Origin of the sequence: Hydrogenophaga sp. UC242_50 (assembly GCF_042697355.1) — a bacterium.
GTDB lineage: Bacteria > Pseudomonadota > Gammaproteobacteria > Burkholderiales > Burkholderiaceae_C > Hydrogenophaga.
In genome coordinates, this window is the sequence record NZ_CP170553.1 from 786,835 (window position 1) to 802,519 (window position 15,685).

The 15,685-nt window shown below is 69.3% G+C and carries 11 protein-coding genes and 4 pseudogenes; 12 read left to right on the plus strand and 3 right to left on the minus strand.

Going from position 1 to position 15,685, the window contains the following annotated elements:
* Positions 1–39 precede the first annotated feature (39 nt).
* Both ACFJGX_RS04085 and ACFJGX_RS04090 read left to right on the plus strand, forming a co-directional pair.
* Positions 40–1,130: pseudogene (locus ACFJGX_RS04085) on the plus strand (alkene reductase).
* A 37-nt stretch (positions 1,131–1,167) separates the two neighbouring features.
* A pseudogene (locus tag ACFJGX_RS04090) lies at positions 1,168–2,188 on the plus strand (zinc-binding alcohol dehydrogenase family protein).
* Positions 2,189–2,201: 13 nt separating this feature from the next.
* Here the strand turns inward: ACFJGX_RS04090 and ACFJGX_RS04095 are convergent.
* Positions 2,202–3,581: a sigma-54 interaction domain-containing protein gene (locus tag ACFJGX_RS04095; RefSeq protein ID WP_382322616.1), complete on the minus strand. Its 1,380-nt coding sequence runs from the start codon at positions 3,579–3,581 to the stop codon at positions 2,202–2,204.
* A 213-nt stretch (positions 3,582–3,794) separates the two neighbouring features.
* Between ACFJGX_RS04095 and ACFJGX_RS04100 the strand changes: the two are divergent.
* The 3 genes and pseudogenes from ACFJGX_RS04100 to ACFJGX_RS04110 form a co-directional block, all read left to right on the plus strand.
* A pseudogene (locus tag ACFJGX_RS04100) lies at positions 3,795–4,058 on the plus strand (alpha/beta fold hydrolase); the annotation flags it as partial.
* A 73-nt stretch (positions 4,059–4,131) separates the two neighbouring features.
* On the plus strand, positions 4,132–4,578 hold the full coding sequence (locus tag ACFJGX_RS04105) for an alpha/beta fold hydrolase (protein WP_382327799.1): 447 nt from the start codon (positions 4,132–4,134) through the stop codon (positions 4,576–4,578).
* Positions 4,579–4,600: 22 nt separating this feature from the next.
* Positions 4,601–6,167, plus strand: a pseudogene (locus tag ACFJGX_RS04110) (MFS transporter); the annotation flags it as partial.
* 118 nt (positions 6,168–6,285) lie between these two features.
* Here the strand turns inward: ACFJGX_RS04110 and ACFJGX_RS04115 are convergent.
* Entirely contained in the window at positions 6,286–7,191 is a 906-nt protein-coding gene (locus ACFJGX_RS04115; protein WP_382322614.1) for a LysR substrate-binding domain-containing protein, read from the minus strand.
* 230 nt (positions 7,192–7,421) lie between these two features.
* On the opposite strand from ACFJGX_RS04115, the gene phnD reads away from it, so the two are divergent.
* From phnD to phnY, 6 genes are read left to right on the plus strand one after another with little or no spacing between them, the layout of a single operon-like run.
* Positions 7,422–8,285, plus strand: a complete 864-nt coding sequence (phnD, locus tag ACFJGX_RS04120; RefSeq protein WP_382325808.1) for a phosphonate ABC transporter substrate-binding protein — start codon at positions 7,422–7,424, stop codon at positions 8,283–8,285.
* Positions 8,282–9,112 (plus strand): phosphonate ABC transporter ATP-binding protein, encoded by an 831-nt coding sequence (phnC, locus tag ACFJGX_RS04125; protein WP_382327801.1) that lies wholly within the window; start codon positions 8,282–8,284, stop codon positions 9,110–9,112. The genes phnD and phnC overlap by 4 nt, the downstream gene beginning before the upstream one ends.
* A complete protein-coding gene (gene phnE, locus ACFJGX_RS04130) occupies positions 9,109–9,927 on the plus strand; it encodes a phosphonate ABC transporter, permease protein PhnE (RefSeq protein WP_382322612.1) in 819 nt (272 codons plus the stop codon). Before phnC ends, phnE begins: the two co-directional genes overlap by 4 nt.
* Entirely contained in the window at positions 9,927–11,174 is a 1,248-nt protein-coding gene (gene phnA / locus ACFJGX_RS04135; RefSeq protein ID WP_382322611.1) for a phosphonoacetate hydrolase, read from the plus strand. Before phnE ends, phnA begins: the two co-directional genes overlap by 1 nt.
* Before the next feature lie 9 nt (positions 11,175–11,183).
* Entirely contained in the window at positions 11,184–12,284 is a 1,101-nt protein-coding gene (gene psrA / locus ACFJGX_RS04140; RefSeq protein WP_382327803.1) for an iron-containing alcohol dehydrogenase PsrA, read from the plus strand.
* Positions 12,281–13,735: a phosphonoacetaldehyde dehydrogenase gene (phnY, locus tag ACFJGX_RS04145; RefSeq protein ID WP_382327805.1), complete on the plus strand. Its 1,455-nt coding sequence runs from the start codon at positions 12,281–12,283 to the stop codon at positions 13,733–13,735. The genes psrA and phnY overlap by 4 nt, the downstream gene beginning before the upstream one ends.
* 7 nt (positions 13,736–13,742) lie before the next feature.
* Here the strand turns inward: phnY and ACFJGX_RS04150 are convergent, their stop codons facing one another.
* A complete protein-coding gene (locus ACFJGX_RS04150) occupies positions 13,743–14,675 on the minus strand; it encodes a LysR family transcriptional regulator (RefSeq protein ID WP_382327807.1) in 933 nt (310 codons plus the stop codon).
* Between the two features lie 141 nt (positions 14,676–14,816).
* Between ACFJGX_RS04150 and ACFJGX_RS04155 the strand changes: the two genes are divergently transcribed.
* Positions 14,817–15,662, plus strand: a complete 846-nt coding sequence (locus ACFJGX_RS04155) for a fumarylacetoacetate hydrolase family protein (RefSeq protein WP_382327809.1) — start codon at positions 14,817–14,819, stop codon at positions 15,660–15,662.
* The last annotated feature ends 23 nt before the right edge of the window (positions 15,663–15,685 follow it).

Sequence of the window (15,685 nt, forward strand, 5' to 3'; positions counted from 1 at the left end):
GAGACCATCCGTTCATTCCCATTTCACCGAAAGCCCACCATGACCTCCACCCTGTTCCGCCCCCTCGAACTCGGCCCGCTGCAGCTGCCCAACCGCCTGGTGATGGCGCCGCTCACGCGCAGCCGCAGCAGCCAGCCCGGCAACGTGCCCAACGAGCTCATCGCACTTATTACGCGCAGCGCGCCGGCGCGGGCCTGATCGTGTCCGAAGCCACCCAGATTTCGCCGCAGGGCCAGGGCTACAGCTTCACGCCCGGCATCCACAGCGAAGCCCAGGTGGACGGCTGGCGCCGCGTGACCGACGCGGTGCATGCGGCGGGCGGGCGCATGGTGCTGCAGCTGTGGCACGTGGGCCGCATGTCGCACGCCAGCTTCCATGCCGACGGCCTGCCGGTGGCGCCCTCGGCCCTCTCGCCCGACGCCAAGGTCTGGGTGATGGGCGAGGACGGCGTGGGCCGCATGGTGGATGCCCCGGTGCCGCGCGCCATGACGCTGCAGGACATCCAGGCCACGATCGGTGACTACCGCCGCGCCGCCGCCAACGCCATGCGCGCCGGTTTCGACGGCGTGGAGATCCACGGCGCCAACGGCTACCTGATCGACCAGTTCCTGCGCACCACCTCGAACCACCGCACCGACGCGTATGGCGGCGGCATGGCGCAGCGCACGCGATTTGCCGCCGAGGTGGCCGCCGCCGTGGCCAGCGAGGCCGGCGCGGAGCGCACCGGCATGCGGCTGGCGCCCTTCATCACCCAGCGCAACATGGACTGCCCCGAGATCGTGCCCACCATCCTGCACCTGGCCAAACAGCTCGACGAGATCGGCCTGGCCTACCTCCACCTGGCCGAAGCCGACTGGGACGACGCGCGCCAGGTGCCCGAAGCGTTCCGCCGCGAACTGCGCCGCGCCTACCAGGGCCGCGTGATCGTCGCGGGCAAGTACGACGCGCCGCGCGCCGAGGCCATCCTGCAGGCCGGTCTGGCCGACCTCGTGGCCTTCGGCCGCTCCTTCATCGCCAACCCCGACCTGCCGGCGCGCCTCGCGGCCAACCTGCCGCTGGCCGAGATCGACCCGACGACGCTGTTCGGCGGCGGCGCGCGCGGCTACACGGACTACGCTGTCGCTGCCTGAGTTCCTTCTTATTCCCTTCTCAATTGAAAGCACCCCCATGAAAGCCGTTGGATACCAGAAGCCCCAGGCCATCAGCGCCGCCGATTCGCTGATCGACATCACCCTGCCCGACCCCGTGCGCAGCGGGCCGCGACCTGCTGGTCGAGGTGAAAGCCGTGTCGGTCAACCCGGTGGACGCCAAGGTGCGCAAGAGCGGCGCGCCGGCCGAGGGCGAGGCCCACAAGGTGCTGGGCTGGGACGCCAGCGGCATCGTCAAGGCCGTGGGCCCGGAGGTCACGCTGTTCCAGCCGGGCGACCGCGTCTGGTACGCCGGCTCCATCGCGCGCCCCGGCACCAACAGCGAGCTGCATCGGGTGGACGAGCGCATCGTCGGCCGCATGCCCCAGTCGCTCGACTTCGCGCAGGCCGCGGCGCTGCCGCTCACCGCCATCACCGCCTGGGAAATGCTGTTCGACCGCCTGGGTGTCGCCCCCGGCAAGTCGCCCACCGCGGGCACGCTGCTCATCATCGGAGCCTCGGGCGGTGTGGGCTCCATCCTCACGCAGCTGGCCACGCGGCTGACCGGTCTCACCGTCATCGGCACCGCCTCGCGGCCCGAGACGCAGGCCTGGGTGAAGGCGCTCGGCGCGCACCACGTGATTGACCACAGCCAGCCGATCGCCGCGGAATTGAAGCGCATCGGCTTTCCCCAGGTGGACCGCATCGTGAGCCTCACGCAGACCGATGCGCACTTCGATCAGATCGTCGAGGCGATCGCGCCCCAGGGCCAGTTCGGCCTGATCGACGACCCGGCCTCGCTGGACGTGACGAAGTTCAAGCGCAAGTCGGTCTCGGTGCACTGGGAGCTGATGTTCACCCGCGCGCTGTTCGGCACCGCCGACATGATCGGCCAGCACCGCCTGCTCAACGAAGTGGCCGCGCTGGTCGATGCCGGCCTGATCCGCACCACGCTGGCCGAGCACTTCGGCCCCATCAACGCCGCGAATCTGAAGCGCGCCCACGCCCTGATCGAATCGGGCAAGGCGCGCGGCAAGGTGGTGCTCGAAGGCTGGGTCTGAGCGGCGCCGCGGTTCAGCCCGCGCCCAGGCGGCGCAGCTCGCGGTAGAGCGAGGCCCGGCTGATGCCCAGCAGCCGCGCGGCCTCGTCTTTCCGGCCCTCGGCCGCGCGCAGGGCCTGGCGGATGCGCGCGTCCCGCTCGCGGTCCAGCCCGGCCTGCAGCGAGTAGCCGCCGTCCGCCGCATTCGCTGCATCCGCCACGGGGCGCCCGGTGTCGGCGCCCAGGCCGGCGTCCTCGTCCAGCGCCACCTCGCCCGAGAGCAGGAAGCGCAGCAGCGCGTTCTCCAGCTGGCGCGCATTGCCCGGCCAGGGGCACTGCACGAAGCGCGCGAGCACCGCCGCCGGCATGCGGCGCGGCTCCAGGCCCTCGCGCTGCGCCACGCGCTGCAGCAGCAGGCCGATGAAGTCCGCCAGGTCGTCGCGCTCGCGCAGCGCCGGCATGCGCAGGCCGGCCACGTTCAGGCGGTAGTACAGGTCGAGCCGGAAGGCGCCGCGCCGCACCAGGGCGGGCAGGTCGCGGTGGGTCGCGCAGACGATGCGCGTGTCGATCGCGATCGGCGCGGTGCCGCCCAGGCGCACGATCTCCTGGTTCTGCACCGCGCGCAGCAGGCTGGCCTGCAGGTGCAGCGGCATGTCGCCGATCTCGTCGAGGAACAGCGTGCCGCCGTTGGCGATCTCGAACTTGCCGGGCTTGCCCCGGGCGCGCGCGCCGGTGAAGGCGCCACTCTCGTAGCCGAACAGCTCCGCGTCGATCAGGCCCTCGGGGATGGAGGCGCAGTTCACCCACACGAAGGGGCGCCGCGCCCGCGCCGAGTGCGCGTGGATGGCGTGCGCGGCCAGTTCCTTGCCGCTGCCGCTCTCGCCCTGGATCAGCACCGGCAGCGCGTGCTGCGCGGCCTGCACGATGCGCGCGCGCAGGGCGTCCATGCGCGCGCCCGTGCCGATCAGGTCCTGCACGCCGTGGCGCGCCACCCAGCCGCTGCCCGCGCTGCGGATCGACAGGTCCTGCTGCGCCGCCAGCGCCACCGCCTTCTTCAGCGCATTCAGGTTGGAGAACAGCGCCAGCCCGACCGCGCCGATGATGCGGTCGTCCTGGTACACCGGCACCTGGCGCGCGAACAGCTGCTGCCCTCGCACCTCCAGCGGCACGCCCGTCACCACCGCCTCGCCCTGCGCCACGAGGTGCAGGCGCGTCTTCTCCGACACCACCTCGGTGATGTGGCGGCCGATGAAATCCTCCTGCCGGCCGCCGAGCAGGCGGCAGTAGGGCTCGTTGATCAGGACCACGCGCCCTTCGGTGTCGACGGCGACCAGGCAGTCCGACACGTGGTCCAGCAGGCGGCGCAGAAAGACCGCCTCGTTCTGGCCGGAGCCGAACCAGTCGGGAAAGGGCATGGTGGGTTCCTCTCGGTTCTCAGATTTGAGACGCGAATTTGAGACTAGCCGCCGGCCGCGAAACCGTCAATCGGGCCCAACGCGCGGTTTTTCCCTTGAGAAACAACGGTCTTGCCTCGCGGGGCGGCCGAGGCGCGCACTGGCACATGTCGTGCGAAGACGGGCAGGCCGCCTGGCGGCGGCTTTTCTCAGCCCAACCCTGGAGACCCCAAGATGAGTTCCACATTGATCGGCGACACGCGCGTCACGGTGCACGGCAGCGGCCCCACCCTGTTCCTGTGCCACGGCTTCACGACCACCGGCGCGTTCTGGCGCGAACAGATCGAGGCCTTCTCGACCACCCACCGGCTGGTCATCATCGACCTGCCCGGGCACGGCAGCTCGCCGCGCCCGGCCCACCGCGACTACACCATGGAGGCCTTCGTGAGCGACCTCGAACGGGTCTTCGACACGCTGCGCATCACCGAGGCCGTGCTCATCGGCCTCTCGATGGGGGGCACGATCGCCCAGGCCTTCGCGCTCAAGAACCCCCCACCTTCTGCGCGCGCTGGTGCTCGTGGGCGCCACGCCCCACGGCCTGGGGCCGGACGTGCGCGTGGACAACGTGCTCAAGGCGATCGACGAACTGGGCGTGGAGCCGGCCAGCCAGGCGGTCATCGAGCGCTCGTTCGGCTCGGTGGCGCCGCGCGCGCTGATCGACTTCGCGCGCCAGGAGGTGACGCAGACGCCCGCCTTCGTCGCCCGCCAGGCGATCGCCTCGCTCAACGCGGCCGACTCGCGCGCGCAGCTGGCCCGGCTGCAGCTGCCGGCGCTGGTGGTCTGCGGCGAAGAGGACCGCATCACGCCGCCCGCCGAATCGCGCGCGCTGGCCCAGGGCCTGCCGCACGCCGAGCTGCTGCTGATCCCGCAGGCCGCGCACTTCCCCATGCTGGAGCAGCCGGCCGAGTTCAACGACGGCCTGCGCCACTTCATCGGCCGGCTTCCTGCGGTTCAATAAACACCATCACGGAGACAAGATCATGAGCACAACAACACCTTCCCCCGCCGAGACGCGCCGCGTCGTCTTCGCCGCCGCCCTCGGCACCGTGTTCGAGTGGTACGACTTCTTCATCTACGGCAGCCTGGCCGTGTTCTTCGGCGCCCTGTTCTTTCCGCAGGGCAACGAATCCGCCGCCATCCTCGCCTCGCTCGCCACCTTCGGCGCGGGCTTCGTGCTGCGGCCTTTCGGCGCCGTGTTCTTCGGCCGCCTGGGCGACACGGTGGGGCGCAAGAAAACCTTCCTCATCACCATGATGATCATGGGCGTGGCCACCGCGGCCATCGGTTTCCTGCCGACCTTCGAGACCATCGGCTGGGCCGCGCCGGCCATCCTGGTCTCGCTGCGCCTGCTGCAGGGCCTGGCCATTCGGGGGCGAGTTCGGCGGTGCCGTGACCTACATCGCCGAACACTCGCCGGTGCGCCGACGTGGCTTCATGACCAGCTGGCTGCAGATCACCGGCACCATCGGGCTGCTGCTGTCGCTGGCGGTCATCCTCGCGCTGCGCTCGGTGCTCAGCCCCGAGCAGTTCCTCGCCTGGGGCTGGCGCGTGCCCTTCATGCTCTCCATCCTGCTGCTGGCGTACTCCATGTACGTGCGCGCGCGCCTCGAAGAGTCGCCCGTGTTCCAGCAGATGAAGGCCGAAGGCCGGGGCTCGCGCAACCCGATCAAGGACACCTTCGCGCACGGCCCCACGCTGCGCATCGTGCTCGTCACCATCTTCGGCGCGGTCGCCGGCCAGGCCGTGATCTGGTACACCGCCCACTTCTACAGCCTGCAGTTCCTCACCGCCACGCTCAAGCTGCCGCCCCAGTCGGCCTACGCCTACCTCACCATCGCGCTCATCCTCGCCACGCCCTTCTTCGTGTTCTTCGGCTGGCTCTCCGACCTCATCGGGCGCAAGTGGATCATGCTCACGGGCTGCCTGCTCTCCGCGCTGCTCTTCATTCCCATCTTCGAAGGCATGGCGAAGTACGGCAACCCGGGCCTGCAGGAATTCCGCGAGCGCACGGTGGTGGTCATCGAAGGCGGCGACTGCCGCGAAGACCAGACCTTCATCGGCCAGCTGTTCCAGCCCAAGGCCACCAAGCCCTGCACGCGCGCGCGCTCCTTCCTCGCGGCCAACAGCGTGCCCTACACCATCCAGCCCGCCAGCGGCGAGCTGCGCGTGGTGCTGGGCGAGCAGCGCTGGGACGGCTTCGACCAGGCCGCGCTGCGCGAGGCGCTGATCGAGCGCGGCATGCCGGTGAGCGCCGACCCGGCGCGCATCAACGCGCCCATGGTGGTGCTGATGCTGTTCTGCCTGGTGTTCCTGGCGACCATGGTCTACGGCCCCATGGGCGCCTTCCTGGTCGAGCAGTTCCCCACGCGCGTGCGCTACAGCGGCGTCTCGGTGGCCCTGCAGTTCGGCAACGGCTGGATCGGCGGCTTCGCCCCCTTCATCGCCACGGCCATGGTGGTCGCCTCGGGCAACATCTTCCAGGGGCTGGTCTACACCGTGGCGGTGTCGGCCCTCGCGGTGCTCATCGGCGCGCTCTTCGTGCGCGACCGACACCGCACGGGCATGGACGACGCCACGGGGATCGTCGAGGCGCCGGCCGTGGTCTCGCCGCCGGGCGCGCTGCAGGTGAAGAGCCCGCCCCTTCGGTAAAACCGTCCCTTCGCGCCTACCGTCCGTTGCCTTTCTTGCGGGCCGGCCGGTGGACGCCTTCGGTGGGCGGCGACACGGTCTCGAAGAACGCGTGCACCATGCGCGCGCTGCGCCGCTCGGCCAGGCACAGCACGTGCGCGTAGGTGTAGATGTCCGCGTCGCTGATGCTCACCAGGTGCAGGCCCGGGCCGGGCACGAACTCCACCGTGGACACCGCGGCGATGCCGATGTCCTGCGACACGGCCTCGCGGATCACCTCGCGGCTGCTGATCTCCATCACCACCTCGGGCTCCACGCCGGCCTTGTGCAAGGCCAGCTCCAGCGCCTTGCGCGTGGTCGAGCCCTGCTCGCGCAGGATCATGCGCTCGCCCTGCAGCTCGGCCAGCCGGATGCTGCGGCGCCGCGCGAAGCGGTGCTCGCTGGAGGTGAAGATGCCCACCGGGTGGCGGCTGAACGGCACCGAGAGGAAACGGTCGTCCTTCACCAGCTGCGCGAGCACGCCCACGTCGGCGCGGTAGTCGAGCAGGCGGTCCAGCACGTCCTGCGAGTTGCCGGTGCTCACGCTGACCTTGATGGCCGGGTAGTGCTGGCTGAAGTCCGCCAGCATCCGGGTCACGTGGTACGGCCCCACGGCCGCCACGCGCAGCTGGCCGGTGCGCAGCTCGCCCGCGTCGCGCAGCAGGCTCACCGCGTCGCCCTCCAGGCTGAAGATGTTCTGCGCCAGCTGCATCAGCTGTTCGCCCAGCTGCGTGAGCTGCACGCGGCGACCGCTGCGGTGGAACAGCTCCACCTTGTAGCTCTCCTCGAGAAAGCGCACCTGCGTGGTGATGGTGGGCTGGCTCACGTGCAGGTGCTCCGCGGCCTTGGTGAAACTGCCCATGCGGGCCACGGCGTAGAAGGATCGGAGCTGAGTCAGTCGCATAGAAAAATTGTATAGAACTCCGCCAATCTTTGAATTGGTCTCGGCTGAACGGCGGTGGTTTACTGCGTCCAGAGCGGTGCAGGAGTCGACAGAACCACCGGACGCTCGTGATTTTTCATCGTTGTCACAGGCGCGTCACACCCGGCTGAAAAACTCCAAGCCGGGCAAGTCCGCTCAGTCGAAGATGGAGAATTTTCATGCCCCTACAAACCCCCGGAGACAAGCTCATGATGAATCGCAGAAAGGTGCTGATCGGCACCGCCGCCACCGTGGCCGGCACGATCGCCTTCCCCGCCCGCTCGCAACAGGTGCTCACCGTCGGCCTGATCCCGTCGGAAGACTCCCGCGCCATGATCGCCAACAGCCAGAAGATGATGGACATGCTGTCCGCCGCGCTGGGCATGCCGGTCAAGCCCTTCGTGGCGGCCGACTACAACGGCGTGATCGAGGCGCTGCGCTCCAAGCGCCTGGACGTGGCCTACCTCGGCCCGTTCTCGTACGTGCTCGGCGCCACCATCGCGCCCATCGAGGCCTTCGCCGTGGCCGAAACCAAGAAGGCCGGGCGCACGTTCTATTACAGCCAGGTGATCGCGCACAAGGACAGCGGCATCAGGACCGTGGCCGACTTGAAGGGCAAGACCTTCGCCTTCGTCGACCCCAGTTCCACCTCGGGCCACCTGTTCCCCAAGGCCGGTCTCATGAAGGCCGGCTTCGACACCGACAAGGACTTCGGCCGCGTGATCTTCTCGGGCTCGCACGACTCCAGCGCGATCGCCGTGCAGAACAAGAAGGTGGACGCCGCCGCCATCGCCGACCGCATCCTGGACGCGGCCATCGCCAAGGGCCTGGCCAAGCGCGAGGACCTGGTCGAGGTGTGGAAGTCCGACCCCATCCCCGAGTCGCCCACCGTGTGGCGCACCGACCTGCCGGCCGATCTCAAGAAGCGCGTGCAGGCCGCCTTCCTGCAGGTCAAGGACATCCCCTGGTCCGACCAGGGCCAGCTCAACGGCTTCCACCCCACCAACGACGCGGCCTACAACGTGATCCGCGACACCGCCAAGCTGCTCAACCTCGATCTGAGGAAGATGAAATGATCGAGATCCGCAACCTCACCAAGCGCTACGGCGACTTCGTGGCCTTGCACGACGTCAGCCTGAGCGTGCGCAAGGGCGAGTTCGTGGTGATCCTGGGCGCCTCGGGCGCGGGCAAGTCCACGCTGCTGCGCTGCATCAACCACCTCGCCGAGCCCTCGGGCGGCGAGATCCGGGTGGACGGCGAGCTCTCGCGCGGCGACCGCGCCGGCCTGCGCAAGGTGCGCCGCGACGTGGCCATGATCTTCCAGCACTACAACGTGGTGCCGCGCCTCTCGGTGCTGAAGAACGTGCTCACCGGCCGCCTGGGCTCCATGCCCGCGCTGATGTCGTGGTTCCAGCTGTTCCCGCGCGAGGACATCGACGCCGCGCGCGAATGCCTGCGCCGCGTCGAGCTTGAGCACAAGGCCGACGTGCGCACCGACACCCTCTCGGGCGGGCAGAAGCAGCGCGTGGGCATCGCCCGCGCCCTGGCGCAGCACCCCAAGGTGATCCTGGCCGACGAGCCCGTGGCCAGCCTGGACCCCAAGACCTCGCGCAAGGTGCTGCGCTACCTGCAGCAGGCCAGCCGCGACTCCGGCATCACCGTGATCTGCAACCTGCACCAGGTGGACTACGCGCGCGAGTTCGGCCAGCGCGTGATCGGTGTGGCCGGCGGGCGCATCGTGTTCGAGGGCCGGCCCGACGAACTCACCGACGAGGTGCTGCAGCGCATCTACCCCGGCGGCCTCGAAGGCCCGACCCCACCCGACGCACCGGCGGCCTCGGTGGCCGCGCCGTCCCCTGTCGCGGCGCACGCCGCTCCCCAACTGGCTTTGGAGCAACCATGATCGGCATCGGACGCTACAACCTGCTCGTCGCCAAGAGCGGCGGCAACGACGGCTGGTGGAAATACGCCGTCACCGGCCTGGCCCTGCTCGCCGTCATCTGGTGGGCCGCCATCGGCAGCCAGGTCAGCTTCAGCGAACTGGTCAAGGGCGCGCCCTGGATCGGCGACTTCCTCTCGCGCATGTTCCCGCCCAACTGGGAATTCGCGTCCAAGCTGGTCACGCCCGCCATCGAGACCGTGCAGATCGCGATCTGGGGCACGCTGCTGGCTTTCGTGCTCGCGGTGCCGGTGTGTTTCCTGGCCGCGCGCAACCTCTCGCCGCACCCCGTGGTGTTCCACTTCATGCGCCAGGTGCTCAACATCATGCGCGGCATCAACGAGATCATCCTCGCGCTGATCTTCGTCGCCGCCGTCGGCCTGGGCCCGTTCCCCGGTGTGCTGGCCCTCGCGCTGCACGGCGCCGGCATGCTGGGCAAGTTCTTCGCCGAGTCCATCGAAGACATCGACCAGGGCCCGATCGAAGCCCTGCGCTCCACCGGCGCGGGCCCGATCCAGATCATCATCTTCGGCGTGCTGCCGCAGGTGGTCACGACCTGGATCGCCGTCATCCTCTACCGCTTCGAGACCAACCTGCGCCAGGCCACCGTGCTGGGCATGGTGGGCGCGGGCGGCATCGGCTTCGAACTGGTGGGCAGCATGAAGCTGTTCCAGTACCAGGACACGGCCACCTGCATTCTCGTGATCGTGGCCATGGTCATGACCGCCGATTACGTTTCCAGCAAGCTTCGCGCTTGGATCCAACAAGGAGCACGTTGATGGCCCCGGACCAATTCAAACTCAAGGTCAATGACCGCGAGTACAACAAGCCGGCGCAGCCGGTGGTGGTGGTGTGTGTCGATGGCTGCGAGCCCGACTACATCACGCAGGCCATCCAGGCCGGCGTGGCACCCTTCCTGAAAAAGATGCTGGCCAAGGGCACCTCGCTGGTCGGCGACTGCGTGGTCCCCAGCTTCACCAACCCGAACAACCTGTCCATCGTCACCGGCGCGCCACCCTCGGTGCACGGCATCTGCGGCAACTACTTCCTCGACACCGCGCTGGGCAAGGAAGTGATGATGAACGACCCGGCCTACCTGCGGGCCGAGACGCTGCTGGCCGCGTTCTCCCGGGCCGGTGCGAGCGTGGCCGTGGTCACCGCCAAGGACAAGCTGCGCACCCTGCTGGGCCACCAGCTCCAGGGCGGCATCTGCTTCTCGGCCGAGAAGGCCGACAAGGCCACCGTGGCCGACAGCGGCATCGACCGGGTGCTCGAGCTCGTGGGCAAGCCCGTGCCCTCGGTCTACAGCGCCGACCTGAGCGAGTTCGTGTTCGCCGCCGGTGTGAAGCTGCTGGAGGCGCGCCGCCCCGACCTGATGTACCTCTCCACCACCGACTACGTGCAGCACAAGTGCGCGCCGGGCACGCAGGGCGCGAACGACTTCTACGCCATGATGGACGGTTACCTCGCCCAACTCGACGCGCTCGGTGCCGTGATCGCGCTCACCGCCGACCACGGCATGAGCCCCAAGACCGACGCCGCCGGCCAGCCGCGCATCGTCTTCCTGCAGGAGGTGCTGGACGAAACCGCCGGGGCCGATGGCAGCCGCGTGATCTTGCCCATCACCGACCCCTACGTGGTGCACCACGGCGCGCTCGGCTCCTTCGCCACCGTCTACCTGCCGCGCGGCGCGAACGCCCGCACCATCGCCAGCGCCCTCATGAGCCACGACGGCATCGAAGCCGTGCTCACGCGCGACGAGGCCGCCGACCGCTTCGAGCTGCCGCCCGACCGCATCGGCGACCTGGTGGTGATCTCCGACCACCTCACCGTGCTGGGCACGCGCGCCGCCGAACACGACCTCAGCGGCCTGACCGTGCCGCTGCGCTCGCACGGCGGCCTGTCCGAACAGAAGGTGCCGCTGCTGTTCAACCGGAAGCTGCAAGGCCTGCTCCCCGGGCGCCGGCTGCGCAACTTCGACATCTTCGACCTGGCGCTCAACCACGCCGTGCTCACGACCGCCTGAAGGCTTTCCATGACCGCGAACTACTTCAATCCCGTGCACAGCGTGTACGGGCCAGGGGCCCTGTTGTCTCTGCCGAAGCTGCTGGGGGGCCGCAAGGCCGCCCTGGTGACCTTCCCCGAGGCGCGCCAGCTCGGCCTGCTGGCCCGGCTGGAGGGCGTGCTCGGCGCGCAGCTGGCCTGCGTGATCGACCAGGTGCTGCCCAACCCCGACGTGGCCGAGCTCGCCGCGACGCACGAGGCCTTCTGGCGCGAACACGCCGACGTGGAGGTCATCGTGGCCGTCGGTGGCGGCAGCGCCATCGACACCGCCAAGGCGCTCATGGTCGGCACCGCCAGCGGCCGCTTCCAGGAGCTGGTCGACCTGCTGGCCACCGGCGCGGCCTTCACGCCGCACGCGGTCAAGACCCTGATCGCCGTGCCCACCACCGCCGGCACCGGCAGCGAGGTCACGCCCTGGGCCACCATCTGGGACCGGGAAAGCCAGAAGAAGTACTCGCTGCACCTGCCGCAGACCTGGCCCACGGCGGCCCTCATCGACCCCGAGTTGATGCTCTCGCTGCCGCCCGCGGTGACGCTGCAGAGCGGGCTCGATGCCTTGTCGCACGCGCTCGAATCGATCTGGAACGTCAACGCCAACCCGGTCTCGGACGCGTTCGCGATCTCGGCGGTGAAGGACATCCTGGACGTGCTGCCGCGCCTGATGCGCGAGCTCGGCAACCTGGAGCTGCGCGGGCGCATGGCGCTGGCCGCGCTCAAGGCCGGCATGGCGTTCTCCAACACCAAGACGGCGCTGGCGCACTCCATCTCCTACGAGATGACGCTGCGCTACGGCCTGCCGCACGGCATCGCCTGCTCCTTCCCGCTGCCCATGGTGCTGGCGCGCGCCATCGGCCGCCGGGACGACCGCGACGCGGTGCTCGAGCAGGCGCTGGGCGGGCCGCTGTCCAGCGCCCCCGTGCGCCTGGCGCGCTTCATCGAACAGTTCGGCGTCGGCACGCGCTTCTGCGACTACGGCGTGAGCGACGAAGAAGCCGAACAGATGGTGCTGCACGCCCAGGGTGGCGCGCGCGGCAAGAATTTCATTGGCAGCGCCGAGGAGACCCTGGCATGAACGCACGCAACCCCTTGCGCGACAGCGAACACTTCCGCGCCGAGGCGCTGCGCATCGGCGGCGAGCGCATCGCGCGCGAACGCACGCTCGACGTGATCAACCCCTACAACCGCGAGCGCGTGGGCACCGTGCCCCTGGCGACACTGGACGACGTGCGCCGCGCGTACCACATCGCCCACGCCTACCAGGCCCAGCTCACGCGCTACGAGCGCTCCAGCATCCTGCAGAAGGCCTCGGCCCTGCTGCGCGCGCGCGCCGACGAGGCCTCCACGCTGATCACGCTGGAGTCGGGCCTGTGCAAGAAGGACTCGATGTACGAAATCGGCCGCGTGGCCGACGTGCTGGTGTTCGGCGCCAACGAGGCGCTGCGCGACGACGGCCAAGTGTTCTCCTGCGACCTCACGCCGCACGGCAAGAAGCGCAAGGTCATCACCATGCGCGAGCCGCTGCAAGGCGTGATCACCGCCATCACGCCGTTCAACCACCCCATGAACCAGGTGGCGCACAAGGTGGTGCCCAGCATCGCGACCAACAACCGCATGGTGCTCAAGCCCTCCGAGAAGGTGCCGCTCTCGGCCTACTTCCTGGCCGACATCCTGTACGAGGCCGGCCTGCCGCCCGAGATGTTCCAGGTCATCACCGGCGACCCGCGCGAGATCGCCGACGAGATGCTGGTCAACGAGCACGTGGACCTGATCACCTTCACCGGCGGGGTGCCCATCGGCAAGTACATCGCGCAGAAGGCCGGTTACCGCCGCATCGTGCTCGAACTCGGTGGCAACGACCCGCTGATCGTGATGGAGGACGCCGACCTCGACAAGGCCTCCGACCTCGCGGTGCAGGGCTCGTACAAGAACTCGGGCCAGCGCTGCACCGCGGTCAAGCGCATGCTGGTGCAGGCCTCGGTGGCGGCCGAGTTCACCGAACTCGTGGTGGAGAAGACCCGCCGCTGGCAGCACGGCGACCCCATGGACGCCAAGATGGACATGGGCACCGTGATCGACGCCCAGGCCGCCGAGCGCTTCCAGGCCCTGGTGAACGAAGCCGTATCGCAGGGCGCGCGCCTGCTCACCGGCAACCAGCGCGAGGGCGCGCTCTACGCACCGACCGTGCTCGACAACGTGCGGCCCGAGATGACCGTGGTGCGCGAGGAAACCTTCGGCCCGGTCTCGCCCATCATCACCTTCCGCGACATCGACGAAGCCATCCGCATCTCCAACGGCACGGCCTACGGTCTCTCGTCCGGCATCTGCACCAACCGCATGGACCACGCGACGCGCTTCGCGAAAGAGCTGGTGGTGGGCACGGTGAATGTGTGGGAAGTGCCAGGCTACCGCATCGAACTCACGCCCTTCGGCGGCATCAAGGACTCGGGCCTGGGCTACAAGGAAGGCGTGCAGGAGGCCATGAAGTCCTTCTGCAACGGCAAGACCTTCACCCTGCCCTGGTGAACCGGGACTAGAGGGCGGGTGAACCGCCGGGTTCGCTGAGCCGGTTGCCCCAGCCCTCCACCGTCTCGCGCAGCATGCGCGCGACGATCTTGCTCGCCGGCGTGAGCTGGCCCTGTTTGGGCAGGGCCAGGGTCACGTGGCGCCGCAGGTCGGGGTTGACCACGCGCGAGGCGCGCAGCCGGCCCGCGCGCAGCTCGGCGTCGATGGAGAACGGCCCGAGCAGCGAGTACAGCCCGCGCGTGTGCGCCACCAGCTCGCGCTGCACGCGCAGCGAATCGGCCTCCACCTCGGCCTGCAGCACGAAGCCCTTGCTGCGCGCCGTCTCGTCCAGCACCGCGCGCCAGTGCGCGGGCCGCCGCGGCAGCACCAGGCGCAGCCCGGCCAGGCGCGCGAATTCGAAGGTGTCGTTCTGCGTCAATGGGTCGTCCGGCCGCGACACCAGGTAGGTGCCCGCCACGGCCAGCAGCTGCTCGTCCGCGCTGGTGGGCTTCTGGTAGCGGAACAGGACGGCCATGTCCACGCTGCCCATGTCCAGCAGCGTGTCCAGCTCGCCGCCCTGGCCCTCGCGCACGTTGAGCTTGATCTTCGGAAACTCCGCCTGCAGGCGCAGGAACACGTGGGTGATCAGCGGGTGCGCCGCCGAGGGCAGGATGCCCAGCCGCACCTCGCCCATGGGCTCGCCGGCGTCGATGCGGATGTCGGCCAGCAGCTGGTCCGTGTCGCGCACCCAGCCGCGCACGCGCGCCTCCACGTGGCGGCCCAGGTCGGTCAGCGTCACGCCGCGCCCGGTGCGCCGGAACAGCGCGCCGCCGCACTGTTTCTCCAGCTCGCCGATCTGCCGGCTGATGTGCGACTGCACCGTCTGGCGCAGCGCCGCTGCCTTGGTGAAGCTGCCGAGTTCGGCCACCTCGAGGAACAGCCGGAAGTCGTTGGGGTTCATGGGGTCTCCGGTTCTGATATGCCAATCAAGGCATGTCTGAAATCTCCGTTTGCATTCTAGGCAGATGGCGGGCGCTTTCCTAGACTGCGTCCCCATCACCCCCGCGCTGCCCGCAGCGCCCCACCCGGAGACAAGCCCACCATGCGTTTCGCCAGCTTTGAGACCGACGGCCGCGCCACCTACGGGGTGGTCGGCAGCGACGGCCGCCACACCCCGGTGCCCGCCGCCTTCCAGGCGCGCCACGCCGACCTGAAAGCCGCCATCGCCGCCAACGCGCTCGGTGAACTGAACGGCCTGGCCGGCCCCTCGCTCGCGCCCGAGCAGGTGCGCCTGCTGCCCGTGATCCCCAACCCCGGCAAGCTGATCTGCGTGGGCCTGAACTACAAGAGCCACGTGGCCGAGACCAAGCGCGCCGACAGCGAACACCCCTCGCTGTTCCTGCGCTTCAACGACAGCCTGGCCGCGCACGGCGACACCGTGCTGCGCCCCGCGTTTTCCGACCGCTTCGACTGGGAGGGCGAACTCGCCTTCGTGATCGGCCAGGGCGGCCGCCACATCGCGAAGGAAGACGCCTTCGAGCACATCGCCGGTTATGCCTGCTTCAACGACGTGAGCGTGCGCGACTGGCAGAAACACACCCACCAGTTCACGCCCGGCAAGAACTTCCCCGGCACCGGCCCCTTCGGCCCCTGGCTGGCCACGCGCGACGAGGTGCCCGACGTGACGAAGCTGCAGCTCGAAACCCGCGTCAACGGCCAGGTGATGCAGCACGCCAGCGTGGGCGACCTGATCTTCGACATCCCGACCATCGTGGCCTACATCTCGCGCTTCACGCCGCTCTCGCCCGGCGACGTGATCGCCACCGGCACGCCCGGCGGCGTGGGCGACCGCCGCGAGCCGCCGCTCTACATGAAAGAAGGCGACGTGGTCGAGGTCGAGATCACCGGCCTCGGAATTCTCCGCAACCCGATCGGCGTCACGGCATGACTGGCCGCACGCACCCGAGGAAC

Excerpts from the sequence above, each read along its gene's own strand:
- ACFJGX_RS04150 (WP_382327807.1), bottom strand. The coding sequence starts at position 14,675 with ATGAACCCCAACGACTTCCGGCTGTTCCTCGAGGTGGCCGAACTCGGC.
- phnA (WP_382322611.1), top strand. The coding sequence starts at position 9,927 with ATGGCCCCGGACCAATTCAAACTCAAGGTCAATGACCGCGAGTACAAC.
- phnD (WP_382325808.1), top strand. The coding sequence starts at position 7,422 with ATGAATCGCAGAAAGGTGCTGATCGGCACCGCCGCCACCGTGGCCGGC.
- ACFJGX_RS04115 (WP_382322614.1), bottom strand. The coding sequence starts at position 7,191 with ATGCGACTGACTCAGCTCCGATCCTTCTACGCCGTGGCCCGCATGGGC.
- ACFJGX_RS04095 (WP_382322616.1), bottom strand. The coding sequence starts at position 3,581 with ATGCCCTTTCCCGACTGGTTCGGCTCCGGCCAGAACGAGGCGGTCTTT.
- phnC (WP_382327801.1), top strand. The coding sequence starts at position 8,282 with ATGATCGAGATCCGCAACCTCACCAAGCGCTACGGCGACTTCGTGGCC.
- psrA (WP_382327803.1), top strand. The coding sequence starts at position 11,184 with ATGACCGCGAACTACTTCAATCCCGTGCACAGCGTGTACGGGCCAGGG.
- ACFJGX_RS04155 (WP_382327809.1), top strand. The coding sequence starts at position 14,817 with ATGCGTTTCGCCAGCTTTGAGACCGACGGCCGCGCCACCTACGGGGTG.
- phnE (WP_382322612.1), top strand. The coding sequence starts at position 9,109 with ATGATCGGCATCGGACGCTACAACCTGCTCGTCGCCAAGAGCGGCGGC.
- phnY (WP_382327805.1), top strand. The coding sequence starts at position 12,281 with ATGAACGCACGCAACCCCTTGCGCGACAGCGAACACTTCCGCGCCGAG.